Annotated in this window: 25 protein-coding genes and 1 pseudogene; 12 read left to right on the top strand and 14 right to left on the bottom strand. The window is 69.9% G+C overall.

Going from position 1 to position 25288, the window contains the following annotated elements; all coding sequences use genetic code 11:
• Positions 1 to 55: 55 nt before the first annotated feature.
• Positions 56 to 1315, top strand: coding sequence for an MFS transporter (locus AB0H78_RS37545; RefSeq protein WP_363239316.1), 1260 nt, complete (start codon positions 56 to 58; stop codon positions 1313 to 1315).
• Complete coding sequence (locus AB0H78_RS37540; protein ID WP_363239315.1) at positions 1302 to 2042, top strand: maleylpyruvate isomerase family mycothiol-dependent enzyme; 741 nt, start codon at positions 1302 to 1304, stop codon at positions 2040 to 2042. The genes AB0H78_RS37545 and AB0H78_RS37540 overlap by 14 nt, the downstream gene beginning before the upstream one ends.
• A gap of 32 nt (positions 2043 to 2074) precedes the next feature.
• Here the strand turns inward: AB0H78_RS37540 and AB0H78_RS37535 are convergent, their stop codons facing one another.
• Entirely contained in the window at positions 2075 to 2470 is a 396-nt protein-coding gene (locus AB0H78_RS37535; RefSeq protein WP_363239314.1) for a MarR family transcriptional regulator, read from the bottom strand.
• Between the two features lie 87 nt (positions 2471 to 2557).
• Between AB0H78_RS37535 and AB0H78_RS37530 the strand changes: the two genes are divergently transcribed.
• Positions 2558 to 4051 (top strand): MFS transporter, encoded by a 1494-nt coding sequence (locus AB0H78_RS37530; RefSeq protein ID WP_363239313.1) that lies wholly within the window; start codon positions 2558 to 2560, stop codon positions 4049 to 4051.
• Positions 4052 to 4130: 79 nt separating this feature from the next.
• On the top strand, positions 4131 to 4409 hold the full coding sequence (locus AB0H78_RS37525) for a DUF6332 family protein (RefSeq protein WP_363239312.1): 279 nt from the start codon (positions 4131 to 4133) through the stop codon (positions 4407 to 4409).
• Here the strand turns inward: AB0H78_RS37525 and AB0H78_RS37520 are convergent.
• Genes AB0H78_RS37520 through AB0H78_RS37510 form a run of 3 tightly spaced genes read right to left on the bottom strand, consistent with a single transcriptional unit; the run spans position 4370 to position 7004 of the window.
• Complete coding sequence (locus AB0H78_RS37520; RefSeq protein ID WP_363239311.1) at positions 4370 to 5035, bottom strand: response regulator transcription factor; 666 nt, start codon at positions 5033 to 5035, stop codon at positions 4370 to 4372. The two genes, AB0H78_RS37525 and AB0H78_RS37520, sit on opposite strands and share 40 nt — an antisense overlap.
• Entirely contained in the window at positions 5032 to 6249 is a 1218-nt protein-coding gene (locus AB0H78_RS37515; protein WP_363239310.1) for a histidine kinase, read from the bottom strand. The genes AB0H78_RS37520 and AB0H78_RS37515 overlap by 4 nt, the downstream gene beginning before the upstream one ends.
• 59 nt (positions 6250 to 6308) lie before the next feature.
• On the bottom strand, positions 6309 to 7004 hold the full coding sequence (locus AB0H78_RS37510; RefSeq protein ID WP_363239309.1) for a TetR/AcrR family transcriptional regulator: 696 nt from the start codon (positions 7002 to 7004) through the stop codon (positions 6309 to 6311).
• Positions 7005 to 7130: 126 nt separating this feature from the next.
• Here AB0H78_RS37510 and AB0H78_RS37505 point away from each other — a divergent pair, with 126 nt between their 5' ends.
• Positions 7131 to 7580 (top strand): nitroreductase family deazaflavin-dependent oxidoreductase, encoded by a 450-nt coding sequence (locus AB0H78_RS37505; RefSeq protein ID WP_363239308.1) that lies wholly within the window; start codon positions 7131 to 7133, stop codon positions 7578 to 7580.
• Between the two features lie 6 nt (positions 7581 to 7586).
• Here AB0H78_RS37505 and AB0H78_RS37500 read toward each other — a convergent pair whose 3' ends face one another.
• Positions 7587 to 8801: a geranylgeranyl reductase family protein gene (locus tag AB0H78_RS37500; RefSeq protein ID WP_363239307.1), complete on the bottom strand. Its 1215-nt coding sequence runs from the start codon at positions 8799 to 8801 to the stop codon at positions 7587 to 7589.
• Between the two features lie 155 nt (positions 8802 to 8956).
• Here AB0H78_RS37500 and AB0H78_RS37495 point away from each other — a divergent pair, with 155 nt between their 5' ends.
• Both AB0H78_RS37495 and AB0H78_RS37490 read left to right on the top strand, forming a co-directional pair.
• Entirely contained in the window at positions 8957 to 10321 is a 1365-nt protein-coding gene (locus tag AB0H78_RS37495; protein WP_363239306.1) for a dipeptidase, read from the top strand.
• Positions 10322 to 10374: 53 nt separating this feature from the next.
• Positions 10375 to 11085 (top strand): MBL fold metallo-hydrolase, encoded by a 711-nt coding sequence (locus AB0H78_RS37490; RefSeq protein ID WP_363239305.1) that lies wholly within the window; start codon positions 10375 to 10377, stop codon positions 11083 to 11085.
• Here the strand turns inward: AB0H78_RS37490 and AB0H78_RS37485 are convergent.
• From AB0H78_RS37485 to ligD, 3 genes are all read right to left on the bottom strand, one after another.
• Positions 11044 to 12081 carry an NUDIX hydrolase gene (locus AB0H78_RS37485; RefSeq protein WP_363239304.1) on the bottom strand — a complete coding sequence of 346 codons (1038 nt, stop codon included), beginning with the start codon at positions 12079 to 12081 and terminating at the stop codon, positions 11044 to 11046. The genes AB0H78_RS37490 and AB0H78_RS37485 overlap by 42 nt on opposite strands.
• Before the next feature lie 96 nt (positions 12082 to 12177).
• Positions 12178 to 13005, bottom strand: coding sequence for an ATP-dependent DNA ligase (locus AB0H78_RS37480; RefSeq protein ID WP_363239303.1), 828 nt, complete (start codon positions 13003 to 13005; stop codon positions 12178 to 12180).
• A complete protein-coding gene (gene ligD / locus AB0H78_RS37475; RefSeq protein WP_363239302.1) occupies positions 13002 to 13886 on the bottom strand; it encodes a non-homologous end-joining DNA ligase in 885 nt (294 codons plus the stop codon). Before ligD ends, AB0H78_RS37480 begins: the two co-directional genes overlap by 4 nt.
• Before the next feature lie 53 nt (positions 13887 to 13939).
• Here ligD and AB0H78_RS37470 point away from each other — a divergent pair, with 53 nt between their 5' ends.
• From AB0H78_RS37470 to nadE, 3 genes are all read left to right on the top strand, one after another.
• The gene (locus AB0H78_RS37470; protein ID WP_363239301.1) at positions 13940 to 14896 is read left to right on the top strand and encodes a Ku protein; all 957 of its coding nucleotides are present in this window, start codon (positions 13940 to 13942) and stop codon (positions 14894 to 14896) included.
• A gap of 198 nt (positions 14897 to 15094) precedes the next feature.
• A complete protein-coding gene (locus tag AB0H78_RS37465; protein WP_363239300.1) occupies positions 15095 to 15265 on the top strand; it encodes a hypothetical protein in 171 nt (56 codons plus the stop codon).
• A 76-nt stretch (positions 15266 to 15341) separates the two neighbouring features.
• Positions 15342 to 16172 (top strand): ammonia-dependent NAD(+) synthetase, encoded by an 831-nt coding sequence (gene nadE / locus AB0H78_RS37460; RefSeq protein ID WP_363239299.1) that lies wholly within the window; start codon positions 15342 to 15344, stop codon positions 16170 to 16172.
• Between the two features lie 10 nt (positions 16173 to 16182).
• Here nadE and AB0H78_RS37455 read toward each other — a convergent pair whose 3' ends face one another.
• The 3 genes from AB0H78_RS37455 to AB0H78_RS37445 are packed head-to-tail and all read right to left on the bottom strand — an operon-like array spanning position 16183 to position 19338.
• Positions 16183 to 17091 carry a carbohydrate ABC transporter permease gene (locus AB0H78_RS37455; protein ID WP_363239298.1) on the bottom strand — a complete coding sequence of 303 codons (909 nt, stop codon included), beginning with the start codon at positions 17089 to 17091 and terminating at the stop codon, positions 16183 to 16185.
• Complete coding sequence (locus tag AB0H78_RS37450) at positions 17088 to 18002, bottom strand: sugar ABC transporter permease (RefSeq protein ID WP_363239297.1); 915 nt, start codon at positions 18000 to 18002, stop codon at positions 17088 to 17090. The genes AB0H78_RS37455 and AB0H78_RS37450 overlap by 4 nt, the downstream gene beginning before the upstream one ends.
• 40 nt (positions 18003 to 18042) lie before the next feature.
• A complete protein-coding gene (locus tag AB0H78_RS37445; RefSeq protein ID WP_363239296.1) occupies positions 18043 to 19338 on the bottom strand; it encodes an ABC transporter substrate-binding protein in 1296 nt (431 codons plus the stop codon).
• 268 nt (positions 19339 to 19606) lie between these two features.
• Between AB0H78_RS37445 and AB0H78_RS37440 the strand changes: the two genes are divergently transcribed.
• Positions 19607 to 21628 (top strand): NPCBM/NEW2 domain-containing protein, encoded by a 2022-nt coding sequence (locus tag AB0H78_RS37440; RefSeq protein WP_363239295.1) that lies wholly within the window; start codon positions 19607 to 19609, stop codon positions 21626 to 21628.
• Positions 21629 to 21638: 10 nt separating this feature from the next.
• Here AB0H78_RS37440 and AB0H78_RS37435 read toward each other — a convergent pair whose 3' ends face one another.
• Positions 21639 to 22592 carry an ROK family protein gene (locus AB0H78_RS37435; protein ID WP_363239294.1) on the bottom strand — a complete coding sequence of 318 codons (954 nt, stop codon included), beginning with the start codon at positions 22590 to 22592 and terminating at the stop codon, positions 21639 to 21641.
• Positions 22593 to 22733: 141 nt separating this feature from the next.
• Between AB0H78_RS37435 and AB0H78_RS37430 the strand changes: the two genes are divergently transcribed.
• Positions 22734 to 23762 (top strand): LacI family DNA-binding transcriptional regulator, encoded by a 1029-nt coding sequence (locus AB0H78_RS37430; RefSeq protein ID WP_363239344.1) that lies wholly within the window; start codon positions 22734 to 22736, stop codon positions 23760 to 23762.
• A 14-nt stretch (positions 23763 to 23776) separates the two neighbouring features.
• On the opposite strand, the gene AB0H78_RS37425 is transcribed toward AB0H78_RS37430, so the two are convergent.
• Positions 23777 to 25075 carry an aldolase/citrate lyase family protein gene (locus tag AB0H78_RS37425; RefSeq protein ID WP_363239293.1) on the bottom strand — a complete coding sequence of 433 codons (1299 nt, stop codon included), beginning with the start codon at positions 25073 to 25075 and terminating at the stop codon, positions 23777 to 23779.
• A gap of 104 nt (positions 25076 to 25179) precedes the next feature.
• Positions 25180 to 25288, bottom strand: a pseudogene (locus AB0H78_RS37420) (electron transfer flavoprotein subunit alpha/FixB family protein); the annotation flags it as partial.

The raw sequence follows: 25288 nt of genomic DNA, 5'->3' as shown, positions 1-25288 counted from the left end.
AAGGCCTTCGGGCAACGCACTTGTACGGAGTGGACCGCTCCCCTATCCTGCCTTTGTGCCGCTACTAAACAAACTACGTACGGCCGTTCCGGGGGGAACCGGTACGGACCCCGCCACCGCCTCCCTGTCCCGCCTGCGCACCGCCCTGACCGCCTTCTTCGCCCTCGACGGCTTCCTCTTCGCCGGCTGGGTGGTCCGTATCCCCGCGATCAAGGACCAGACCGGAGCGTCGGCGAGCACGCTCGGACTCGCCCTGCTCGGGGTCTCGGCGGGCGCCGTGATCACCATGACGCTCACCGGCCGGCTCTGCCGCCGCTTCGGCAGTCACGCGGTGACCGTCGTGTGCGCCGTCCTGCTCTCGCTGAGCATCGCGCTGCCTCCGCTGACCCACTCCGCACTCGCGCTCGGCCTGGTCCTGCTGGTCTTCGGCGCCGCGTACGGCGGTGTCAACGTCGCCATGAACAGCGCGGCCGTCGACGTGGTCGCCGCCCTGCGCCGCCCGCTGATGCCCAGCTTCCACGCCGCGTTCAGCCTCGGCGGGATGCTCGGCGCGAGCCTCGGCGGGCTGGTGGCCGGCGGCCTCTCCCCCACCGCCCATCTGCTGATCCTCACCGTCATCGGGCTCCTGGTGACCGGCGCGGCCGGTCGCGTACTGCTGCGGCACGACGCCCCGCCCGCCCCCGAACTCCCCGCCCCACGGCCCGGATCGCCCCGGACCGGCACGGGCAACAGGCGCCTTGTCGTCGTCTTCGGCGTCATCGCGCTGTGCACGGCGTACGGCGAAGGCGCCCTGGCCGACTGGGGCGCACTCCACCTCGAAGAGGACCTGCACACCCACCCGGGCGTCGCCGCCGCCGGGTACTCGGCCTTCGCCCTGGCCATGACGGTCGGCCGGCTCACCGGCACCGCTCTCCTGGAACGGCTCGGTCAGACCCGTACCCTCGTCGCGGGCGGCGCGACCGCGGCGGCCGGGATGCTGCTCGGCGCACTCGCCCCCGCTGCGTGGCTCGCCCTGTTCGGCTTCGCGGTGACGGGACTCGGCCTCGCCAACATCTTCCCGGTGGCCGTGGCACGCGCGGGCGCCCTGGCCGGTCCGAGCGGCGTCGCCACCGCCTCGACCCTCGGGTACGGCGGCATGCTGCTCGGGCCGCCCGCGATCGGCTTCCTGGCGGACGCCCTCTCGCTGCCGCTGGCCCTGACGACCGTGTCGCTGCTGGCCGCGACAGCCGCGCTCATCGGGTTCCTCGCCCGGAGCGCATCCCCTTCCACCCACGGCGCGGGAACGCTGGCACAATCGCGACGTGGAGATCACTGAGCACATCAAGTCCCTGGAGCACGAAGGCAGATTGCTCGCCGCGTCCTGCGCCGCGAGCGGAACCGAAGCCCCCGTGCCGACCTGCCCCGGCTGGCAGGTGCGTGATCTGCTGCGGCACACGGGCGCGGTCCACCGCTGGGCGGCCGGTTTCGTCGTGGAGCGCCGCACCGCACCCCGCTCCATCGGCGACGGAAGCGACCTCGACGGGGCCGAGTTGATCGACTGGTTCCGCGATGGCCATACGGCATTGGTCGCGGCACTGAGCGAGGCGCCCGCAGAGCTGGAGTGCTTCACCTTCATGCCCGCGCCGTCGCCGCTCGCCTTCTGGGCGCGGCGCCAGGCGCACGAGACGGCGGTCCACCGCATGGACGCGGAGGCGGCCGCCGGTGCCCGGTTCAGCCCGCTGGGCACGGACTTCGCCGTGGACGGCATCGACGAGCTCCTGCGGCTGTTCCATGCCAGGCTCAAGAGCCGGGTGCGTACCGACACCCCGAAGACTTTGCGCGTACGCGCCACGGACGCGGACGCGGACGCCGTATGGACGGTCCGGCTCTCGAGCGAGCCGGCACAGGCCGTATACGGTGAAGAAGGCCCCGCCGACTGCGAGTTGAGCGGTCCGGCCGAGCACCTCTATACGGCCCTGTGGAACCGGCTGCCCCTGTCGGAAGCGACCGTCACGGGCGACACGGCCCTCGCGCAGCTGTGGCAGGAGAACTCCGGCGTCTGACCGCGGTCACGCACGCACTTCACGCACGCATTTCACGCGGGCCGGAGCATCCGGGCGAGCACCGCACGCTGCAGCGGAAGTACCGCGGCGTGTCGCTCGCGGCCCGCATCCGTGAGCACCACCCGCACCCCGCGCCGGTCCTCGTTGCACATGCCGCGGCAGACCAGACCGTCCTTCTCCAGACGCGCGATCAGTCGCGACAGCGCGCTCTGACTGAGGTGGACCCTGGCGGCGATCTCCTGAACGCGGTACGCGTCGCTGCCGTCCTCCGCAGCCTTCACCGAGAGCACGTCGAGAACCTCGAAGTCACTGGCGCCGAGTCCGTGCTGATGCAGCTCGCGGTCCAGCTCGCACTGGGTGCGGGCGTGCAGCGCAAGGATCTCGCGCCATTCATCCGCGAGAACGCGCTCAGTCTTCTTCACCGCCATGTCCGCACGGTAGCAGAGTTCGGGCATTTTGTTGCATCGGAATTAAATGCACTTGCACTCGATGCACGTGCATGTACTGTTCCTCGCATGACCTCTCCGCTCAACGTCCCCGGTACACAAGAGCGTTGGAGCCCCCGCCTGTGGGGCACCCTTCTCGTGCTCTGCGCCGCGATGTTCCTCGACGCCCTCGACGTCTCGATGGTCGGCGTCGCCCTGCCGTCCATCGCGAGCGACCTGAACCTCACCACCTCGACCCTGCAATGGATCGTCAGCGGCTACATCCTCGGCTACGGCGGACTGCTGCTCCTCGGCGGCCGCGCGGCCGACCTCCTCGGCCGGCGTCAGGTCTTCCTGATCGCCCTGGGCGTCTTCGCCCTGGCGTCATTGCTCGGCGGCTTCGTCGACTCCGGTCCGCTGCTGATCGCCAGCCGGTTCATCAAGGGCCTCAGCGCCGCGTTCACCGCACCCGCCGGACTCTCGATCATCACCACGACCTTCAAGGAAGGCCCTCAGCGCAATCGCGCGCTCTCCATCTACACCACCTGCGCCGCCACCGGTTTCTCAATGGGCCTCGTGCTCTCCGGGCTGCTCACCGAGGTGAGCTGGCGCTCGACCATGCTGCTGCCCGCACCCATCGCGCTGATCGCCCTGGTCTTCGGCGCGAAGCTGATCCCGCGCAGCGAGCGCGACCGTACGCACCGCGGCTACGACCTGCCGGGCGCCGTCACCGGCACGGTCTCCATGCTGCTGCTCGTCTTCACCGTCGTCCAGGCCTCCGAGGTCGGCTGGGCCTCGGCCCGTACGCTGCTCTCCTTCCTCGCCGTGGCCCTGCTGCTCGCCGCGTTCGTGGTGATCGAACAGCGCAGCAGCAGCCCGCTGATCCGGCTCGGCGTCCTGCGCTCGGGCACCCAGGTGCGGGCCCAGCTGGGCGCGGCCGCGTTCTTCGGCTCGTACGTGGGCTTCCAGTTCATCGCCACGCAGTACCTGCAGACGGTGCTCGGCTGGACCGCGCTGCAGACCGCGCTGGCCTTCCTCCCGGCGGGAGCGCTGGTGGCCCTGTCGTCGACGAAGGTCGGCTCGGTGGTCGACCGGTTCGGCACGCCGCGGCTCATCGCTGCGGGCTTCGCCTTCATGGTGGTCGGCTACGCGCTGTTCCTGCGCGTCAGCCTCCACCCGAACTACGCGGCGGTGATCCTGCCGAGCATGCTGCTGATCGGCGCGGCCTGCGCGCTGACCTTCCCCTCGCTCAACATCCAGGCCACCAACGGCGTGGACGACCATGAGCAGGGCATGGTCTCGGGCCTGCTGAACACCTCGGTCCAGGTCGGCGGGGCCATCTTCCTGGCCGTCGTCACCGCTGTCATCACGTCGGACGGCAGCACGAGCGGCTCACCGCAGGCGCTGCTCGACAGCTACCGTCCCGGTCTGATCGTGGTGACGGTGGTCGCGCTGGCCGGACTGCTGATCACGCTGACCGGGCTGCGTACGCGCCGGGTGCAGCAGCACACCGTACTGATCGCGAAGTCCGAGCCCGCACCTGTGCAGGCGGAGGCGGCGGAGCCGGTGGCCGTACGCGACTGACGGTCCGCACCGCACGAACGGGCCGGTGGCCGACGGGAGTTCCTTGCCCGCCGGCCACCGGCCTGTGAGACTTTCCCGTATGGGGCGCAGAGACCAGGCCGAGCGGGACGCCATGACCGTGGAGATCGGCTACGCCCTGCTCAGCGCGACGTTCGTCGCCGTGGCCACCTTCGCGGGCGTCATCAGCCCGGTGCACTTCTTCGATCTGGAAGGTGCCGCGCGGCGGGCGGTGACCGTGCTCGCCGCCTGCGCCGCGGCGCTCGTCTTCGTGGTGCGCGTGGTGTACGTGCTGTGGCGCTATCGGGGCCGCCCCGCGCCTCAGCCGATCCAGCCCGGGCGCACGAGGCCCGACTCGTAGGCGAGCACGACCAATTGGGCCCGGTCCCTGGCGCCGAGCTTGACCATGGTGCGGCTCACATGGGTCTTGGCCGTGAGCGGGCTGACCACCAGGCGCCGGGCGATCTCCTCGTTGGTGAGGCCGATCCCGACCAGCGCCATCACCTCCCGCTCCCGCTCGGTGAGTTCGCTCAGGCTGTCCACCTCCTGAGGCTCCTTGGAGCGGGCCGCGAACTCCGCGATGAGCCGGCGGGTGACGCCCGGCGAGAGCAGCGCGTCGCCCTCCACCACTGCGCGTACCGCCCGCAGCAGTTCCTCCGGTTCGGTGTCCTTGACCAGGAAGCCGGAGGCCCCGGAGCGGATCGCCTCGAAGACGTACTCGTCGAGTTCGAAGGTGGTGAGCATGACCACCTTCACCCCGTCGAACGCCTTGTCCCCGGTGATCCTGCGGGTCGCGGCGAGCCCGTCGAGCACCGGCATCCGGATGTCCATCAGTACGACGTCGGGGCGCAGTTCGCGCACGAGGCGTACCGCCTCCTCGCCGTCGGCGGCCTCCCCTGCCACCTCGATGTCGCTCTGGGCGCCGAGCAGCGCCCGGAATCCGGCCCGGACCAGGGACTGGTCGTCGGCGAGCAGTACGCGGATCACAGCGACTCCTTCGGTGCGGCGGCCAGCGGAATGACGGCCTCGACCCGAAAACCGCCGTCCGGGAGCGAGCCCGCCTCGATGGTGCCACCGAGAGCGGCCGCCCGCTCCCGCATTCCGATCAGTCCGTTGCCGCTGCCGCCCGCGTCCCCGCCGGTCGCCGGACCCGCGTCGTCGATCCGCAGCCCGAGGCGGCCCGGCGTCGCGCAGTCGACTCTGACGTGCGCGGTACGCGACCCGGAGTGGCGCACCACATTGGTCAGGGCCTCCTGCACGATCCGGAAGGCGGCCAGATCCGTACCGGGCGGCAGCGTGACCGCGCTGCCCGCCCGCTCGACCTCCACGGTCAGCCCGGCTCCGCGCGCCTGCTCCACGAGTTCGGGGAGCCGGTCGAGTCCGGGGGCCGGCGCGCGCGGCGCCTCACCGGGCGCGCGCAGGGTGTCGAGGACCTGGCGCACCTCCCCCAGCGCCTCCTTGCTGGCGGACTTGATGGTGGTCAGGGCGGTGCGGGCCTGCTCGGGGTCGGAGTCGAGCAGGGCAAGTCCCATGCCCGCCTGGACGTTGATGACCGAGATGGAGTGCGCGAGGACGTCATGGAGTTCGCGGGCGATACGCAGCCGCTCCTCGTCCGCGCGGCGCTTGGCCGCGGCCTCGCGCTCCGCGCGGGAGTGGGCCCACTGTTCGCGCCGTACACGCGCCAGTTCGGAAGCCGCGACGATGGCGACCACCCAGGCGAGCACCACCAGTTCCTGCCCCCAGGGCGGGGAACTGTCACCGGCGGGCGGCAGCCAGCGATAGAGCCAGTGGGCGACCAGCAGGTGTCCGGCCCAGAGCATGGCGACGGCGGACCAGGCGGCGCGCCGGTGACCGGCGACGATCGCGGCGAAGCAGCCGACGGCGACGGTGAAGAAGACCGGACCGTAGGGGTAGCCGGCGCCGAGGTAGAGCATCGCGGTGCCCGCGGTGCCGAAGGCCACGAGCACGGGGTGGCGGTGGCGGAGGAGGAGCAGGGCCGTGCCGGCGAGGAGCAGGAGCCGGGCGAACAGGTCCAGTGCGGACCGGTCCGGCTGGCCGTGCGCGGCGAAGGTCGAGCCCGCCTGTACGAGGACGGTGAGCAGAACGGTGGATGCCCAGGGCAGCCTGTCGTCGGACTCCGTGGCCCATGGCGGCTGCCAACGAGGCGCTCCGCCCCAGGTGTGTGCTCGCTGCTCTTCCATGTCCGCAACGCTAGACCGGCGGAAGCGGCCGGGGCGTCAGCCGGGCGAGGTGATCACCTCTACTCCCCGCGGAGTAGGCCGACCGACTGGGCGAGGCCCTCGGCCGTCTGCGCGAAGAAGGCGTCGCGGTCCTCGACGACCCGGTGGAACTGACCGAAGACCTCGAAGGAGATGACCCCGAAGAGCTGTGCCCAGACCGTGGCCAGCGCGAGGGCCGCGGCGGGCGGGAGCTCGGGGGTGATGTCGGCGGCGAGGCGCTCGGCTTCCGGGCGTACGGCTTCGGGCAGCGGCGCGAGGGCGAGGCCCTCTGCCCGGTGTGCGTCACGGACGATGGAGATGAGGACCAGGGCCACGCGGCTCGCGGGGACCACGGTGTCCTGAGGGGCGGTGTAGCCGGGGACGGGCGAGCCGTAGATCAGGGCGTACTCGTGGGGGTGGGCCAGTGCCCAGGTCCGTGCCGCCGCGCAGACGGCAGCCCACTGGGCCCGGCGTCCGGAGCGCGCCGCTTTCGCGAGCGCGGTCTCGGCGGCCTCGCCCACGGCGTCGTAGGCGTCGACGATCAGTGCGGTGAGCAGGTCGTCGCGGCTGGGGAAGTAGCGGTAGAGCGCGGAGGAGACCATGCCCAGTTCGCGGGCGACCGCGCGGAGGGAAAGCTTCGCGGCACCGTCGGCGGCCAGTTGTCTGCGCGCCTCGTCCTTGATGGCTGCGGTCACTTCGATACGGGCTCGGGCGCGGGCTCCTCGGATGGTGCTCATGGGGACCAGTCTGCCAGATTCCAGAGCACTGACCAATAACGAGAGCAGCGCTCTTGCTTTGGATCACCGATCGGGTGCAGACTGCTCTCAAGCGAGAGCAGTGCTCACAAAACCAGGGAGTGCATCATGTCCACCCACGTTCAGAAGCCCGGCTGGTTCACCGTCAACGTCATGAACCGCACCGTCGCCTGGATGACCCGGCGCGGTCTCAGCGTCTGGGGATCGCGGGTGCTGGCCGTGAAGGGACGCAAGAGCGGCGAGTGGCGCCGTACGCCGGTCAACGTGCTCACCCTGGACGGACAGCAGTACCTCGTCGCACCGCGCGGCCACGTCCAGTGGACCCACAACATGCGCGCCGCAGGCGGCGGCGAGCTGATCCTCGGCAAGAAGACCGACGCCTTCACCGCGGTCGAGGTCGGCGACGACGACAAGCCCGACATCCTCCGCGCCTACCTCAAGCGCTGGAAGGCGGAGGTCGGGGTCTTCTTCAACGGCGTCGGCCCCGACTCCACCGCGGAGGAGCTGCGCCGCATCGCCCCCGACCACCCCATCTTCCGTATCACCGTGGAGAACTGACCCCGGCTAGTCCCGGTCCATGGTGGACAGCGCGCGCTGGGCCAGCGGATGGTTCCGCACCAGCTCGGCGAGCGAGGTCGAACCGCGGGTGATCCCGGCGAATGCGTTCCACGCGGGCCGCAGACCGGTGATCGCCAGATGCAGCAGCATCGGGCGGCGCTCGAAGGCCGCGAGCATCCGCCGCCCCACCGCCATCTCCACACCGAGTCCCGCCTTGACGGCGAAGGCGTAGTTCAGCGCCTGGCGCCGGGCGTCGACCGCGTCGTGCGACTCCGCCACCCGCACCGCCCACTCCCCCGCGAGCCGGCCCGACCGCAGGGCGAAGGAGATTCCCTCGCGCGTCCACGGCTCGAGGAGCCCGGCCGCGTCCCCGCACACCAGCACCCGGCCGCGCGACAGCGGCGAATCGTCGCTGCGGCACCGCGTCAGATGGCCGGAGGACACAGCGGGCTCGAACCCGGCGAGCCCGAGGCGGGCGACGAAGTCCTCCATGTACCGCTTGGTGGCGGCGCCTTCGCCGCGCGCGGAGATCACACCCACCGTCAGGGTGTCGCCCTTGGGGAACACCCAGCCGTAACTCCCGGGAATGGGGCCCCAGTCGATGAGCACCCGCCCTGCCCAGTCCTCGGCGACGGTCGGCGGCACGGGGATCTCCGCCTCCAGGCCGAGGTCCACCTGGTCCATCTTCACGCCGACGTGTGCCCCTATACGGCTGGCACTGCCGTCCGCGCCGACGACCGCCCTGGCCAGTACGGTCTCCCCATCGGAGAGCACCACGGCCACGGTCCGCCGGTCCGGCACGGCCGATCCGTGCTGCTCGACCCGCGAGACCGTGACGCCGGTCCGCAGCTCGGCGCCCGCCTTCTGCGCCGACTCCACCAGACCCTGGTCGAACTCAGGGCGGTTGATCAGCCCGAAGAGCATCTGCTTGGACCGGCGGGTGCGGGTCAGCTTCCCGTTCATGGAGAACGTCACGGCGTGCACCCGGTCGCGCAGCGGCAGTTCGAAGCCGGGCGGCAGCGAGTCGCGCGAGGGTCCGATGATTCCGCCGCCACACGTCTTGTAGCGGGGCAGTTCGGCCTTCTCCAAGAGAAGCACCCGCCGTCCCGCGACTGCCGCCGCATGGGCGGCCGAGGCCCCCGCGGGCCCTGCGCCGACCACGACGACGTCCCAGACCGACAGGTCGTTCTCCGTGCCCGCGTCTGCGTTCTCGCTGCTCACGATGTGCTGCTGCTCCCGATCCGACCAGTGGCCCGTGCTGTCGACGGCATCCTACGGCGCGGTAGTCACCGATCCCGCTGTGGGAGGATCGATCTCACCTTCGTCGTACAAACACGTACACGTATCCCAACGTCGCACCCACGAGGAGCGTGCCCATGACCGCGAATCCGATTGCCGAGACCATTGCTTCGCTGATGCCCCGCGCCAAGGCGGAGCTCACCGAACTGGTGGCGTTCCAGTCGGTGGCGGATGTGGCCGTGGCACCGAAGAGCGAGTGCGAGGCCGCCGCCAACTGGGTCGCGGACGCACTGCGCACCGAGGGTTTCGATGACGTCGCCCTCCTCGACACCCCCGACGGTTCGCAGTCGGTGTACGGCTTCCTGCCCGGCCCCGAGGGCGCGCCGACCGTACTGCTCTACGCGCACTACGACGTACAGCCCATGCTCGACGAGGCCGCCTGGGTCTCCCCGCCCTTCGCGCTGACCGAGCGGGACAGCCGCTGGTACGGGCGCGGTGCGGCGGACTGCAAGGGCGGCTTCATCATGCACCTGCTCGCGCTGCGGGCCCTCAAGGCCAACGGCGGCATCCCGGTCTCCGTGAAGGTGATCGTGGAGGGTTCGGAGGAGCAGGGCACCGGGGGTCTCGAGCGGTACGCGGAGGCGCACCCCGACCTGCTGACCGCCGACTCCATCGTGATCGGCGACACCGGCAACTTCCGGGTCGGCCTGCCCACCGTCACCGCGACGCTGCGCGGCATGACGATGATCCGGGTCACCCTGGAGACGCTCGAAGGCAATCTGCACTCCGGCCAGTTCGGCGGCGCGGCCCCTGACGCGCTCGCCGCACTGATCCGCGTGCTGGACTCGCTGCGCGCCGAGGACGGTTCCACGGTCGTCGACGGGCTTGCCGCCGACGCGCAGTGGGACGGACTGGCGTACCCCGAGGGCGACTTCCGCAAGGACGCCAAGGTCCTCGACGGTGTCGAGCTGATCGGCAACGGCGCGGTGGCCGACCGTATCTGGGCGCGACCCGCCGTCACCGTGGTCGGCATCGACTGTTCGCCGGTGGCCGGTGCGACCCCGTCCGTCCCGGCCAGTGCCCGCGCCCAGATCAGCCTGCGGGTACCCCCGGGCCAGGACGCCGCCGAGGCGACGGAGCTGCTGTTCGCGCACATCGAGAAGCACACCCCGTGGGGTGCGCGGGTCTCCTTCGAGCGGGTCGGGCAGGGCCAGGCCTTCCGGGCGGACACCTCGAGCCCGGCGTACACCTCGATGGCCGAGGCGATGAGCATCGCCTACCCCGGCCAGGAGATGCAGTCCTCGGGCATGGGCGGCTCGATCCCGCTCTGCAACACCCTCGCCGCGCTCTACCCGGAGTCGGAGATCCTGCTGATCGGGCTGAGCGAGCCGGAGGCGCAGATCCACGCGGTGAACGAGAGCGTCTCCCCCGAGGAACTGGAGCGGCTCTCGGTCGCCGAAGCCCACTTCCTGGTCAACTACGCACGCTCCAAGCAGGGTTAAGCGCTCGGCGAAGGCCCGTGCGGCGGGCGCTCACAGCTCATTACGTTCGCCGCATGGACCTCGTCGAAGTACTCCCCCGCCTGCATCTGCTCCGCTTCCCCATCGGCCAGGCCTACCTCTGGCGCGACGGCGACGAACTGACGCTGATCGACGCCGGTCACGCGGACTCGGCCACCGCGATCGGCGCAGCGATACGCGGACTCGGCCTCGATCCGCACCGCCTGAGCCGTATCGTCCTCACGCACTGCCACCGCGATCACGTCGGTGCGGCGGAGGAACTCGCCGGCCTGTACGGCACCGAGATCATCGCCCACCGCCTGGACGCACCGGTCGTCCGCGGTCTGGCGCCCGCACCCGAACCCGTGCTCCTCGACTGGGAGATCCCGCTGTACGAGCACGGACTGACCGTGCCCGTCGCCCCGCCCACCCGGGTGGACCGGGAGGTGGAGGACGGTGACGAGCTCGGCTTCGGTGACGGCGCCTTCGTCGTGCACTCCCCCGGTCACACGGACGGCTCGATCGCCGTCCATCTCCCGCGCCACGGTGTGCTGTTCACCGGTGACGCCGTCGCCGCGGTCGGCCAGGTCATGCTGGGCGTCTTCAACACCGACCGGCGCCGCGCTCTCGCCTCGTACCGTCGCCTGGCCGCCCTCGCACCCACGACGGTCTGCTTCGGCCACGGCGATCCGCTGACGGAGGACGCGGCGAAGGTGCTGCGCGCTTCAGCCGACCGGGACTCCGGCCTCGAGGTTGATCACGGCTGACCGCTCCCGGGCCCGCAGCGCCCAGCGCAGCCGCTCGAAACGGTTGGGCGGCAGCATCCCGGCCGCCTCCACCTCGGTGACGAACCGCCAGGCGCGCAGCTCGGGACCCGGAAGCGACAGCTCTCCGGCCTCCGCCGGGCTCAGCAGCCCGCCGTCGAACAGCAGCCGCAGCCCGCCGTACGCGGGCGGTCTGGGCGGTTCCCAGTCCACCACCAACAGCCCGGGCACCCGGTCGAGTTGGATGCCGAGTTCCTCCGCCACCTCGCGTATCCCCGCGCGGGCGGGCGCCTCGCCCCGTTCCACTATTCCCCCGGGAAACTCCCAGCCCGGCTTGTAGGTCGGGTCGACGAGCAGCACCCGGTCCTCCTCGTCGAAGAGCAGGACCCCGGCGGCGACGGTCTCCCCGGTCGGCGCGGGCGTCTGGACGATCTCGCAGACCGCGGCCGCCCCGGACCGTATCGCCTCGGCGATACGTTCGGCGGTCGCGGCCGGTGTGAGCGCGCTGTTGTCGATCACATGGGCGTCGGAGCGGAGCCAGCCGAGCGCCGTGCGATACGGCTCGATGCGGTCCTGCGCCCACTGGCGTACGCGTTCACTGCCCTCGGGGTCGCCGTCGAACTCCTCGCGTCCCTCGATGCGTTGGCGCAGGATCGTTTCGTCAGTTGTCAGCAGCACATGCCGGACCGGGATGCGGCGCGCGGCCAGCGAGCCGAAGATCTCGTCCCGGTACTCCTGCCTGAGCAGCGTCATCGGCACCACGAGCACCCCGCCCACCTCGGCGAGCAGCGCCGCGGCCGCGTCGACCACCATGCGCCGCCAGATCGGCAGGTCCTGGTAGTCGGTGACCTCCGCGAGCCGCTTCTGCGGCAGCAGGTGGCGCAGCGCCCCGCCCATCACCTCGGGGTCGTAGAAGGTGCTGTTCGGGATCAGATCGATCAGTTCCCGCGCGGCCGTGGTCTTGCCCGCACCGAACGCACCGTTGATCCAGACGATCACGGTTCCCCCCTCATCCGTAGCCCCCTGTGGCTTGCCCGCAACACCCTGCCACGGAAACGCGTGCCGGACAGGAACTGCCCTGCGGAACAGGCCCGTTCAGGGCCTGATCAGGCGGATGACGGTGACCCCCGCGTGCCGCGCGGTGGTGCCTTGCTCCACCTCCGCGGCCAGTTCCCCCAGCTCACCGGCGGCCAGCGCCGCACCCGCCTGCCCCCGCAGGGCGGGGGTGAGCGGGGAGGACCGCACCGGGGTGTCGTCACCGTGCAGTACGAGGAGCAGGGCGCCGGGGCGGGCCGCGCTGCCGATGTGGCCGACGACTGCGGCGTCGCGGGGCTCGGAGTGGCGCAGCTTGCTCCAGGCGCGGGTGCCGCCCCGGTAGGGCTGGTCGAGCCGCTTGGCGACCAGGCCCTCGATGCCGGTGGCGGGCAGCGTGTCGTACCAGAGGACGGCCGTGGCGCGGTCCGTGGTCATGGGGACGGGCTGGAGGGGCGGGCCGAGCGGAGTGAGGAGTGCGACCAGGCGTTCGCGCCGCAGGGTGTAAGGACCGGTGCGGAGGTCCACGCCGTGCTCCTCCAGCAGGTCGAAGGCGGCGTACGAGGCCGGGAGCCGTACGGCCAGTGCTGCCGCCTGCGCCGCCGAGGCGTGGGCGCGGTGCTGTACGGCACCGAAGTCGGTACGCCCCTCGGTCCAGACGACCACTTCACCGTCCACGACGGTGCCGGCAGGCAGGGCGCGAGCGGCATCGGCGACGTCAGGGAAGGAGGCCGTGACATTCCGCCCCGAACGCGCCTGCAGCACCACCGCGTCCTCGCCTCTGATGACGACCAGGCGATGGCCGTCGAACTTCGGCTCGTACGCCCATCCCTGCCCGTCGGGCAACGCCCGCACGGTGGCGGCGAGCGCCACGTCGACGGGCTGCTTCACGGCAGGGGCCTGGCCCGGTTGAGGTTGATCAGCGGCCCGAGGAGATCGCCGTGCCGCTCCAGGCGCGGCCCGATGTCCTCGATGCGGAAGACCAGCTCCTCGGCGGCCCCGCAGTCCCTGACCTCGTCCCAGGTGACGGGCGTGGAGACGGTCGGCTCGGGGCGGGCGCGCAGGGTGTAGGCCGTGGCGGTGGTCTTCGCCGCCGCGTTCTGGCTGTAGTCGACGAAGACCTTTCCCGGGCGCTGCGCCCGGGCCATCGCATGGACGACCAGGGAGGGCAGATCGGCCTCCGCCTCGACGGCGATGCGTTTCGCGTAGGCGCTCACGTCCTCGGACGGCGTGGGCTCGATCGGGACGAGCACATGCAGGCCCTTGGAGCCGCTGGTCTTGGCGTACGCGTGCAGACCGTCGACGGCGAGGCGCTCGCGCAGCCACATCGCCACGGTGCAGCACTCGACCACCGAGGCGGGCGCGCCGGGGTCCAGATCCAGTACCAGGCGGTCGGCGATGCCCGGGGTGTCCGCCTGCCACTGCGGTGCATGGAATTCGGTGACCAGGTTCGCGGCCCACATCAGGGTGGCCACGTCCTGTACGAGGACCTGGCGTGCGGTCTTGCCGCCGGAGCGCGGCACCTCGGCGCTGCGGACCCAGGCGGGAGCTCCCGGTGGAACGTTTTTGGCGAAGAAGTGCTGGCCTTCGGGGCCGTTCGGATAGCGCAGGAAGGACACCGGCCGGTTGTACAGATGGGCAAGGAGCGACCCGGCGGTGGTGGCGTAGTAGTGGAGGACTTCGCCCTTGGTGGTGCCCGTGGACGGGTACAGGACCTTGTCCAGGTTGCTGAGCGCCAGGCGTCGCCCCTCCACCTCAGTCATCGGCGGCATACCATGAGAATCCCACGATTCATGACAAATCGACCCGTCGGGTAGGAGCAGTCGTGCGATCCATATGGAATGGCGCCATCTCGTTCGGCCTGGTCAGCATCCCTATCAAGCTCGTGAACGCCACCGAGAACCACTCGATCGGCTTCAAGATGATCCACACCGCCGACGGGGGCAGGATCCGCTACCGCAAGGTCTGCGAGCTGGACGAGGAGGAGGTGGCTGCCGCCGATATCGGCAAGGGGTACGAGGACGCCGACGGGTCGATCATCCCGATCACCGACGAGGACCTGGCCTCGCTGCCCCTGCCGACCGCCAAGACCATCGAGATCGTTTCCTTCGCCCCCGCTGCTTCGATCGATCCCCTGCAGATGAGCTCGGCGTACTACCTCGTCGCGAACGGTGTCCCCGCCGCGAAGCCGTACACGCTGCTGCGTGAGGCGCTGAAGCGCAGCGAGAAGGTGGGGGTCGCGAAATTCGCGCTGCACGGGCGCGAGCGGCTGGGGATGCTGCGCGTCGTCGACGACGTGATCGCGATGCACGGCCTGCTGTGGCCCGACGAGATCCGCGCCCCCGAAGGAGTCGCGCCCGAGTCCGCGGTGACGGTCAGCGACGCCGAACTCGACCTGGCGGACACCCTGATGAGCACGCTGGGCGAAGTGGAGATGGCCTCGCTGCGCGACGGTTACCGGGAAGCCGTGGAGAACATGATCGCCGCGAAGACGTCCGGCGGCGAGGCGGCTGCGGAGTCCGCGGGAGCGCCGTCCGGGGGCAAGGTCATCGACCTCATGGCCGCGCTGGAGAACAGTGTGCGCGAGGCGAAGGAGTCGCGCGGCGACGCGAGTTCGCCGCCGGCCAAGGTCACCGCCCTGCGCCCCGGTCAGAAGAGGTCGACACCCAAGAAGGCGGCGTCCAAGAAGACGGCCGCGAAGAAAACGACGGCGAAGAAGGCGGCAGCGAAGAAGTCTCCCGCCAAGAAGTCGGCCGCGGCGAAGAAGCGCGCGTCGGCCTGAACGCCCGGCCCTCCCCGGTACAGAAGCCCGACATCCGTAGCGGTACTGTTGCCCGCCCCGCAGCAACGTTCCGTACGCAGCACTGCGTCCTTCACCTTGAGTCCTTCCGCGGGGGAAGGGGAGACCGTGACGCACGTACACGGCATCTCGTTGGGTTCTCCAGCACCGGAAAACCCGAGTGGGACAGAGGAGTTGGGCATGAACCGCATGGTGGTGCAGAAGTTTCCGGCCGGGGGCCCGCGCGGCAGCTGGCCCGCGGAGGAGTTCGCGGCGGCCCAGCGCGCGCTGGGGCGCCCGGTCGAGGTCGTGATGGACCTCGACACGGATGCGTTCCTGGTCGTCGCCAGACAGCTGGAGCCCGCGGAGTAGGCGCACCCCGATCCGCCGGAAGCCCCTGGATAGAGTGGCCGCGACAGCACATCGTGAAGCGGAACAAGGAGCAGACGTGAGCGAGCCGGCGTCCATCGCCCTGCAGCAGGAGATCGCCCGGGAACTCCAGGTGGCCGAGACCTTCGATGCCGCCCAGGAGATCGAACGCCGTGTGGCCTTCCTCGCCGAGCGGCTGACCTCCACCGGTCTGCGCGCCCTCGTGCTGGGCATCAGCGGCGGCGTCGACTCCACCACCACGGGCCGGCTGTGCCAGCTCGCCGTCGAGCGGGCGCGGGCCGCAGGCCACGAGGCGACGTTCTACGCGATGCGCCTGCCGTACGGCGTCCAGGCCGACGAACACGACGCGCAGCTCGCGCTCTCCTTCATCCGGGCCGACCAGGTGCTGACAGTGGACATCAGGCCCGCGAGCGATGCCGCGCTCGATGCCGCACTGGCGGCGGGGGTGGGCTTCCGCGACGTACACCACCAGGACTTCGTGCACGGCAACATCAAGGCCCGCCAGCGCATGATCGCGCAGTACGTGGTGGCCGGAGCGCACAACGGCCTGGTCGTGGGTACGGACCATGCGGCCGAGGCGGTCTCCGGCTTCTTCACCAAGTTCGGTGACGGCGCCGCCGACCTGGTCCCGCTGACCGGCCTGACCAAGCGCCGGGTGCGCGCCGTCGCGGACGCGCTGGGCGCGCCCTCCGAGCTGGTGTGGAAGGCCCCGACGGCCGACCTGGAGACGCTGGACCCCGGCAAGACCGACGAGGACGCGCTCGGGGTGACGTACGACGACATCGACGACTTCCTGGAGGGCAAGCCGGTGGACGGGCGCGCCTACGAGATGATCGTCGACCGCTACCGCCTCACCGAGCACAAGCGTCAGCTTCCCGTCGCCCCCTGAGAAGCTCCTCTCACTTGCTCGATCCGAGTGTCAGCCCCGCGATGAAGTGCCGCTGGAGCAGCAGGAAGACGACGAGTGTGGGCAGCGCGACGATCACGGAGCCCGCGGCCAGCAGGTTGTAGTCGGTGAAGAACTGGCCGCGGAGGTTGTTCAGTGCCGAGGTGATCGGCAGCTTGTCCCCGTCGGACATGAAGACCAGCGCCCACAGGAAGTCGTTGTACATCCAGGTGAACTGCAGGGTGCCGAGCGCGGCAAGCGCGGGGCGGCACAGGGGGAGCGTGATGCGCCAGTACTGCGTCCATACGCCCGCCCCGTCGACGATCGCCGCTTCCAGGATCTCCTGCGGCAGGGTGCGCATGAAGTTGGCCAGGACGAAGACGCAGAAGCCCATCTGGAATCCGACCTGGACGGCGACGACGGCCCAGTACGAGTCGAACATCGTCATCGAGTCGGACATCCAGTACGGCAGCGGGATCTTGTTGAAGACCACGTACAGCGGGGTGACGATGACCTGTTGCGGCAGCAGATTGCCCGCGGTGAAGAGCATCAGCAGGACGATGCCGCCCTTGAGCCGCAGCCGGGAGACGGCGAAGGCCACGAAGGACGCGAAGAACAGGGCGAGGATCACCCCGGGCACGGCGATCATCAGGGTGTTGACGAAGTACTTCATCATCCCCGAGTCGTTGAACGCCTGCTTGTAGTAGTCGAAGGAGAGATGCTTGGGAAGGGAGAGGTAGCCGTCCCTGGACGTCTCGTCGTACGGCCTGAGCGAGGCGTAGACCGCCAGCAGCAGCGGTGCCACGAAAGCCAGCGAGACGGCCATCAGGAAGACGTGGACGCCGAAGCGGCCGGGGCGGATACGCCGGCGGGCCGCGGGTTTCACCGGGGTCGCGACGTCCACCGTGGTGTCGAGCGTCATCGGTTCTTCTCTCCTCGGATCTCCTGGACCAGGTAGGTCACGACGAATCCCATGGAGACGGCCAGCAGCACCACCGCGATGGCGGAGCCGAAGCCGATCCGGCTGGCCTCGCCGATGATGTTGTCGGTGACGAGCACCGAGAGCACTTCGAGGCCGTTGCGGCCGTGGTTGACGGCGTAGACGATGTCGAAGGCGCGCAGCGACTCGATGACGGTGATGACACCGACGATGACGTTGACCGGGCGCAGTGTCGGGAAGACGACGCGGAAGAAGGTCTGCCGGTCGTTGGCCCCGTCGATGGCGGCCGCTTCCTTGAGCGAGGGGTCGACGGCCTTGAGGCCGGCCAGGTAGAGGATCATCACGTAACCGGTGTGCCGCCAGGCGGCCGCGATCAGGATCATCCAGATGTTCAGGTTCGGATCACCGAGCCAGTCGGTGGGGTTGTCCTTGTTTCCCAGTACGGCGTTGAGCGCGCCCTGGTCGCGGGAGAAGACCAGTTGGGCGATGAAGCCGACGATGGCCAGGGAGAGCACCACGGGCATGTAGAGCGTCGACTGGTAGAAGCGGCTGAACCGCACGCCCCGGTCGATGAGTACGGCGAGCAGCAGCCCGAACGGGGTGGCGATGAGCCCGAGGAAGCCCAGCCACATCAGGTTGTGCCGCACCGCCGGCCAGAACGGCGGGTAGTTGGTGAAGAGGTTCGTGTAGTTCTGCGTACCGACCCAGTGGATCGATCCGATGCCGTCCCAACTGGTGAAGGAGAGAACGACGGAGGCGATGGTCGGGCCCCACACGATGGCGATGTCGAGCAGGATCGGGATGCCCAGCAGCACGCCCAGGACGACGAGGTCACGGCGGGTGAACCGCCGTGGCCCTCGTCGCTTGGCGCGCCGCGCAGAGGTCAGCGACACGTCTGTGAACTCCAGGTCGGTCTGGTGAAGCCGGAGCCGGTCAGCCTTCGGTGGAGAAGATGGTCTTCTTCTGCCGTTCGATCCCGTTGACCAGGCCGTCGACATCCTTGGGGTTGTTGATGAAGCTCTGGATGGCCGGGATCATCACGGTGGACGCGAAGTCCGGCCGGGTGTCGCGGTCCAGGAACTGCGAGATCTGCTTGGCGCCCGAGACCAGTTCGACCGCCTTCTTCTGCAGCGCCGAGTAGGTCGAGGTGCTGGCCCCGCTGTTGACCGCGACGTTGTTGGGGTCGCCGGCGAGGTACACGTCCTCCGCCTTGGGCGTGGCCAGATAGGTGAGCAGGTCCTTCGCGCTTTCGAGCGTCTTCTTGTTCTTCAGCGACTTGGAGTTCTTCGCCAGCAGGAACCCGTCGATGGGTGCCTCGACGGCCGCCTGGCCGTGCTCCGGGTTGATCTCCGGGAAGGGGAAGAAGTCGATGTCGGTCTGCTCGCCCTTGGGGAACTGGGCGCCGGGGTGCGGCATCCCGAAGACGGCCATGCCCGTCTTGCGCTGCTGGAGACTGGTGGCCGCCTCCTGCCAGGTGCGGCCGTTGGCGCCGGGCTGGCAGTACGGAAGGAGGCTGCGCCAGGTGTCGAAGACGTCCTTGACCCGCTTGTCGGTCCACGCCTCCTTGCCCGCCATCAGCGACTTGTGGAATTCGTAGCCGTTGGTCCGCATGTTGATGTAGTCGAAGGTGCCCATGGCGGGCCAGCCGTCCTTGTCGCAGAAAGCGATCGGGACCAGCTTGTCCTTCTGCATCTGCTTGGCGAGCGCGATGTACTCGTCCAGCGTCTTCGGGGCGGTGTAACCGTGCTGGTCGAAGAGGCTCTTGCGGTGGAATACGGCCCACGGATAGTAGTAGTACGGCGTGAAGTACTGCTTGCCGTCCTCGCCCGTCGACTGGTCCTTCAACGCCTGCGAGAAGCCCTGGTAGTTCTTCCAGAGATCGCTGATGTCGAGCAGCAGACCCTTCTTCGCGAAGAACTGCATGCGGTATCCGGCGAACCACATGAAGACGTCGTCCGGCTTGCCCTGCAGATAGCGGTTGATGTTCTCCTGGAAGGTGTTGTGGTCAACGGTGTTGACCTTGATCTTCCGGCCCCCCGTGGACTGCTTCTCATATGCGGCGAAGGCATCCGCGAATGCCTTCTTCGGTACGGGGTCCGAGGAGTTGGACCCCAGCCGGATGGTCTTGGAGTCACCTCCGGGCCCGCTGCTGCAGGCGGCGAGCAGCGAGGGCAGCGCCACAGCACCGGCCCCGACCGCTGCACCGCGCAGAAGATTCCGCCGGGACATCCGATGTCCTGCCACGCTTCCAGGTATGGCCGAACCTTTGTACGAAGACTGCGCCATGTCCCCCTCCTCCAGGGTGGAACCCAACACAACCGAACGCGAGGCTTGGATCTCACTCCCAAGTCACGTGCTCGTCAAGGGGTTTCACGAGATATCGAACAACCGTTACCGCATCTCTTCCAACAGACTTCAACAGGCTCTAACGTAAACGCGCGTCTCTGACGCGTACATGGAGAGATCCGATGACAGGCGAGCACGGAGGAACGTAACGATGCGTCATCTCCCACCGCGCACCACCCACCGAAGAATCCTCGGAGCGCTGGCCACCGCACTGCTGTGCGCCGGAGGACTGGCAGCCCCGGCCGCGGCACGCGATGCCGGACCCCGCGCCGCACCACAACTCGACAACGGCCTCGCCCTCACCCCTCCGATGGGTTTCAACAACTGGAACTCCACCGGCTGCAGGGCCGAGTTCAACGAGTCGATGGTCAAGGGAATTGCCGACATCTTCGTCGACAAGGGCCTCAAGGCCGCCGGTTACCAGTACGTCAACCTCGACGACTGCTGGGCGCTCCCGCAGCGTGACGCGAACGGCGAACTGGTGCCCGACCCGGTGCGGTTCCCCAACGGAATCAAGGCCGTTGCCGACTATGTGCACTCCAAGGGACTGAAGCTCGGCATCTACACCAGCGCCGGCACCAAGACCTGCAACAGCGCGGGATTCCCCGGCGGCCTCGGCCATGAGTACAGCGACGCCCGGCAATTCGCCGACTGGGGCGTCGACTACCTCAAGTACGACAACTGCAACAACCAGGGCGTGGACGCCGTCCAGCGCTACACGACGATGCGCGACGCACTCGAGGCGACCGGTCGTCCCATCGTCTACAGCATCTGCGAATGGGGTTCCAACAAGCCCTGGGAGTGGGCGGCCGATGTCGGCAACCTGTGGCGCACCACGGGCGACATCAGCGACAGCTGGGGATCGATGCTGTCGATCATGAAGCAGAACCTGCCGCTCGCCTCCGCCGCCGGCCCCGGGCACTGGAACGACCCGGACATGCTGGAGGTCGGCAACGGTGGCATGACCGACACCGAGTACCGCACGCACTTCTCCATGTGGTCGGTCATGGCGTCCCCGCTGCTGATCGGCTCCGATCTGCGCAAGGCGACGCCCGAAACCTTCGACATCGTCACCAACAGTGAAGTCATCGCAGTCGACCAGGACCCCCTGGGCAAGCAGGGCACCGTGCTCTCCTCCGAGGGCGGCCGCTGGGTGGTGTCCAAGGAGATGGCGGACGGGAGCCGGACCATCGCGCTCTTCAACGAGACCGGAACCGCACAGCACATCGCCACCACCGCGCAGGCCGTAGGTCTGCCGAAGGCTGCCGCGTACACCCAGCGCGACCTCTGGAAGCACCAGAGCTTCAACACCGCGGGCACCGTCTCGGCGACCGTCCCCGCGCACGGCACCGTGCTGCTGCGCGTCACGGCGGACAAGAAGTGGGCGACCAACCCACCGGCCGTCGAACTCGGCCTGGACAGCGGCCCGTTGGTGGAAGCAGGCGGCACGGTCGACCTGACCACCACGGTCACCGATCTCGGCCGTACGCCCGCACTGCAGGTCTCCGCCGCCCTCACGGGTCCGGCGGGCTGGGAGGTCGCACCGGCCTCCGCGACATCGAAGACGGTCCTGCCGACGGGCACGGCCCTCACCACGAAGTGGAAGGTGACCGCACCGGCGGGCACTGCGGTCGGTGCGTACGACTTCACGCTCAGCGCCGCCTACCGCTCACCTGCGGGCGTCCGCGTGAAGAGCCGGCTGCCTTTCCAGGGAAGCGTGGTGGTGCCGCCACCCGCCGGGAGCTCGTACCTGGGCGACCTGCCCTGGATGTCGTCCAGCAACGGCTGGGGGCCCGTCGAGCGCAACACCAGCAACGGTGAGAGCGCCGCGGGCGACGGCAAGCCGATCACCCTCGGCGGAACCGTCTACGCCAAGGGAATCGGCGCCCACGCGGACAGCTCCATCGAGTACTACACGGGCGGCAGGTGCAGCTCTGTCTCGGCGCAGGTCGGTGTCGACGACGAGAAGAGCGCCAAGGGCACGGTCACCTTCGAGATCTGGGCCGACGGGAAGAAGGTCGCCGCCACCGGCGTCCTGACCACCGCCATGCCCGCGCAGCCGCTCTCCGCGGACGTGAGCGGCGCGCAGGTGGTGCGCCTGGTCGTCACGGACGGCGGGGACGGCAACGACTCCGATCACGCCGACTGGGCCGACGCCAGGCTCAGCTGCTAGTGGCCGACTGCTAGCCGACAGCGGCTGCCGCCTCCTGCGCACTGAGCGAGGCGGCAGCCGCCGCACCCACCAGACCAGCGTCCGTACCCATCAGCGCGGGAGCGATCTTCAGATGCTGTACGAACGAGAGCGTCGCGTAGTCGTGCAGCGCGCGCCGCAGCGGCGCGAAGAGCACCTCGCCCGCACCGGCCACTCCCCCGCCGATCACCGCGATGTCGATCTCGACCAGAGTCGCCGTCGCGGCGATCCCGGCGGCCAGCGCCTGACCCGCACGCTGGTACGAGGCGACGGCCAGGGGGTCCCCCGCGCGGGCCGCAGCGGCCACGGCGGCGGCGGTGGTGTCGCCGTCCGGTCCTGGCCGCCAGCCGCTCTCCAGCGCCCGCCGGGCGATGTTGGGTCCACTGGCGATCCGCTCGACGCAGCCACGCCCGCCACAGGGGCACGGGTCCCCGTCGAGGTCGACGCTGATGTGCCCGATGTGGCCGGCGTTGCCGGTGGGGCCGGGGTGGAGCTTCCCGCCGAGGACCAGACCGCCGCCCACCCCCGTGGAGACCACCATGCACAGGGCGTTGTCGTAGCCGCGGGCCGCGCCCTGCCAGTGCTCGGCCGCCGTCATCGCGACGCCGTCGCCGACCAGCGTGACCGGCAGTCCGCGGGTCGCGCCGCGCACCCGGTCGACCAGCGGAAAGCCGCGCCAGCCGGGGACGTTGACCGGGCTGACCGTACCGGCCGAGGCGTCGACGGGGCCCGCGCTGCCGATGCCGACAGCGCGCACCCGCTCCCAGCGGGGGTCGGCGGTCAGGGTGTCGAGCACCGTGCCGACGGCCCCCATGACCGTCTCGCCGTCCTCACGTGCGGGGGTCGGCGCCTGCGTACGGAGGAGGATCCGGCCGTCGTCGCCGACCAGCGCAGCGGCGATCTTGGTGCCGCCGATGTCCAGCGCGGCGTACAGGTCGTTGTGCATCGGTGTGGGATCTCCAGGTGGCAAGGGGCACAGAAGGTATCGCGATGACCAGTCTCCATTCACCTGACAACGTTGTCCAGGCTCTATGCTCGACGCCACACCATGTACAGCCCTCTTCAGCCGACGACAGGACAGCGCACCGTGGCCGAGACCGACCGCCGCCCCGAGCCCCGCTACGGCAATCGGCCGACCATGAAGGACGTCGCCGCCCGCGCCGGCGTGGGCCTCAAAACGGTCTCCCGGGTGGTGAACGGCGAGTCGGGAGTCACTCCCGACACGGAGCGTCGCGTGCAGGAGGCGATCGAGGCGCTCGGTTTCCGCCGCAACGACAGCGCGCGCGTGCTCCGCAAGGGCCGCACCGCGAGCATCGGTCTCGTACTGGAAGATCTCGCCGACCCGTTCTACGGCCCGCTGAACCGCGCCGTCGAGGAGGTCGCCCGCGCACACGGTGCCCTGCTCATCAACGGCTCCAGCGCCGAGGACCCGGAGCGCGAACAGGAGTTGGTGCTCGCGCTCTGCGCACGCCGGGTCGACGGGCTGATCGTCATCCCCGCCGGGGACGACCACCGCTATCTGGAGCCGGAGATCGCCGCGGGGGTGGCCACGGTCTTCGTCGACCGTCCGGCCGGGCAGATCGACGCGGATGTCGTACGGTCCGACAGCTTCGGCGGCGCCCGCGACGGTGTCGCGCATCTCATCGCGCACGGCCACCGACGCATCGGCTTCATCGGTGACCAGCCGCGCATCCACACCGCGATAGAGCGGCTCCGCGGCTATCACGCCGCGATGGACGAGGCCGAGCTTCCGGTCGACGAATCCTGGGTCTCGCTGGGCACCACCGCCCCGGACCGGGTCGCGACCGCGCTCACGACACTGCTCGACGCCCCCGACCCGGTCACCGCGATCTTCGCGGGGAACAACCGTGTGACGGTCACCGCGGTCCGCGTGCTGGCCGGGCGGAGCCGGCCCACCGCCCTCGTCGGATTCGACGACATCGAGCTGGCCGATCTGCTGGGCATCACCGTGATCGCCCAGGACGCGGCCACGCTGGGCCGTACGGCGGCCGAGAGCCTCTTCCGCCGCCTGGAGGGAGCAGGAGGCGCGCCGGCCCAGAAGGTGCTGCCGACGCGCCTGATCGCCCGGGGTTCCGGAGAACTCCCGCCCCACTAGGGCTGGTCGGCCCTCTACGGAGCCGTGACCGTGAGCGCTGCGCGGCGCGGGCTGGAGAAGGAGTCCAGGTCGGCGCGGGACAGTCCGGTGAGCAGGCCGACCTCCTCCTCGCCGAGCGCCCCGCAGTCCAGGCCGCGCAGCAGGAAGCCGCTGAGCGCCTTGGCGGTTGCGGGTTCGTCCATCACGTCGCCACCGGCCTTCGCCACGTACGCGGCGAGGCGGGCCGCTGCCGCGTCGAGGCCCTCGCGGTAGAAGGCGTAGACAGCGGCGTAGCGGGTCGGCAGGTGACCGGGGTGCATGTCCCAGCCCTGGTAGTACGCACGGGCCAGGGCGCGGCGCGTCAGTCCGTAGTGGAGCTTCCAGGCCTCGTGGACCTGGGCGGTCGGGCCGACGGGCAGGACGTTCGTGGAGCCGTCCGAGACGCGTACGCCCGTACCGGCGGCCGCGACCTGCATGACGGCCTTGGCGTGGTCGGCCGCGGGGTGGTCGCTGGCCTGGTACGCGGCGCTGACGCCGATGCAGGCGCTGTAGTCGAAGGTGCCGTAGTGCAGCCCGGTGGCCCGGCCCTGGGCGGCGTCGATCATCCGGGCCACGGCCGCGGTGCCGTCGGCGGCCAGGATGGACTGGCTGGTCTCGATCTGGATCTCGAAGCCGATGCGGCCGGCGTCGAGTCCGTGCGACTTCTCGAAGGCTTCCAGAAGCTGCACGAACGCGGTGACCTGCTCGGGGTAGGTGACCTTGGGGAGGGTGAGGACCATGCCCTCGGGGAGGCCGCCGGCCTGCATCAGCCCGCTGAGGAAGACGTCCGTGGTGCGGATGCCGCGGTCCCGGACCGGCGCTTCCATGCACTTCATGCGGATGCCCATGTACGGGGCGGCGGTGCCGTTCGCGTACGCCTCGGAGACCAGCCGGGCCGCGCGGGCGGCCGCCTCGTCCTCCTCCGCGTCGGGGCGCGGTCCGTAGCCGTCCTCGAAGTCGATGCGCAGGTCTTCGACGGGCTCGCGCTCCAGCTTGGCGCGCACACGGTCGTAGACGGGTGCGGCCAGGTCCTCGGAGATGCCGAGCACGTGCGCGAGCGCACCCGCGTCCGGTGCGTGCCGGTCGAGAGCCTCAAGTGCCTGGTCGCCCCAGGAACGGATGGTGTCCGGCGCGAAGACATCGCCGGGGACGTACACGGTGTGCACGGGCTGGCGGGTGCCGGGGTCTCCCGGGTAGCGGCGGGCCAGTTCGGCGTCCACTCCCGTGAGGGAGGCGCTGATGTCCTCGCTGACCTTGCCCGCGAGGCTCGTTGCCACCTTCTCCTGCTGACCCATGCGTACACCCTCCAGTTTTCCGCTCTGCGGATTCAACAATCCGTAGAACGAAAGTAGCCGGGGCCGTTGACAAGGTCAACGGCCCCGGCCAGGAAGTGAGACGGTCAGCCCTTGCGGCTGTTCACTTCTTCGGTGAGTTGGGGGACGACCTGGAAGAGGTCGCCGACGATGCCGTAGTCGACGAGGTCGAAGATGGGGGCTTCGGCGTCTTTG

The sequence above is a fragment of the Streptomyces sp. NPDC050738 genome (assembly GCF_040654175.1).
Classification (GTDB): domain Bacteria; phylum Actinomycetota; class Actinomycetes; order Streptomycetales; family Streptomycetaceae; genus Streptomyces.
This window is presented reverse-complemented; position numbering and strand designations above follow the sequence as displayed.